The sequence below is a fragment of the Gordonia sp. DT219 genome (assembly GCF_049847065.1).
Taxonomy (GTDB): domain Bacteria; phylum Actinomycetota; class Actinomycetes; order Mycobacteriales; family Mycobacteriaceae; genus Gordonia.
In genome coordinates this window covers 1-264 of sequence record NZ_JBNCNR010000116.1, presented here as the reverse complement: position 1 = coordinate 264, position 264 = coordinate 1, and the positions used below count along the sequence as shown (strand labels likewise).

Below are 264 nucleotides of genomic sequence, written 5' to 3'. Positions count from 1 at the left end.
GCCGAAAAGCAGATGGCCGACTACGCGCGCGTGCACACCCCCGCCGAGTTGACCGCGATCGGTGCCCGCCTGATGGCGCACCTCGACCCCGACGGCGAGTTGACCGACGACACCGACCGGCAGCAGAAACGGCAAGTGTTCCTCGGCCGCCAAGACACCCAGCAGATGTCGAAGATGACCGGCAAAGTGACCCCGGAATGCCGTGCCGACCAAGAAGCCGTGTGGGCGGTGTGGGCAGCCCCCGGTATGAACAACCCCGACGAC

The 264-nt window shown here is 66.7% G+C and carries 1 protein-coding gene; it reads left to right on the top strand.

The window, feature by feature from the left end; all coding sequences use genetic code 11:
• Positions 1 to 264: DUF222 domain-containing protein (locus ACPXB3_RS22660; RefSeq protein WP_425729899.1), on the top strand; the 264-nt coding region annotated here is incomplete at both ends.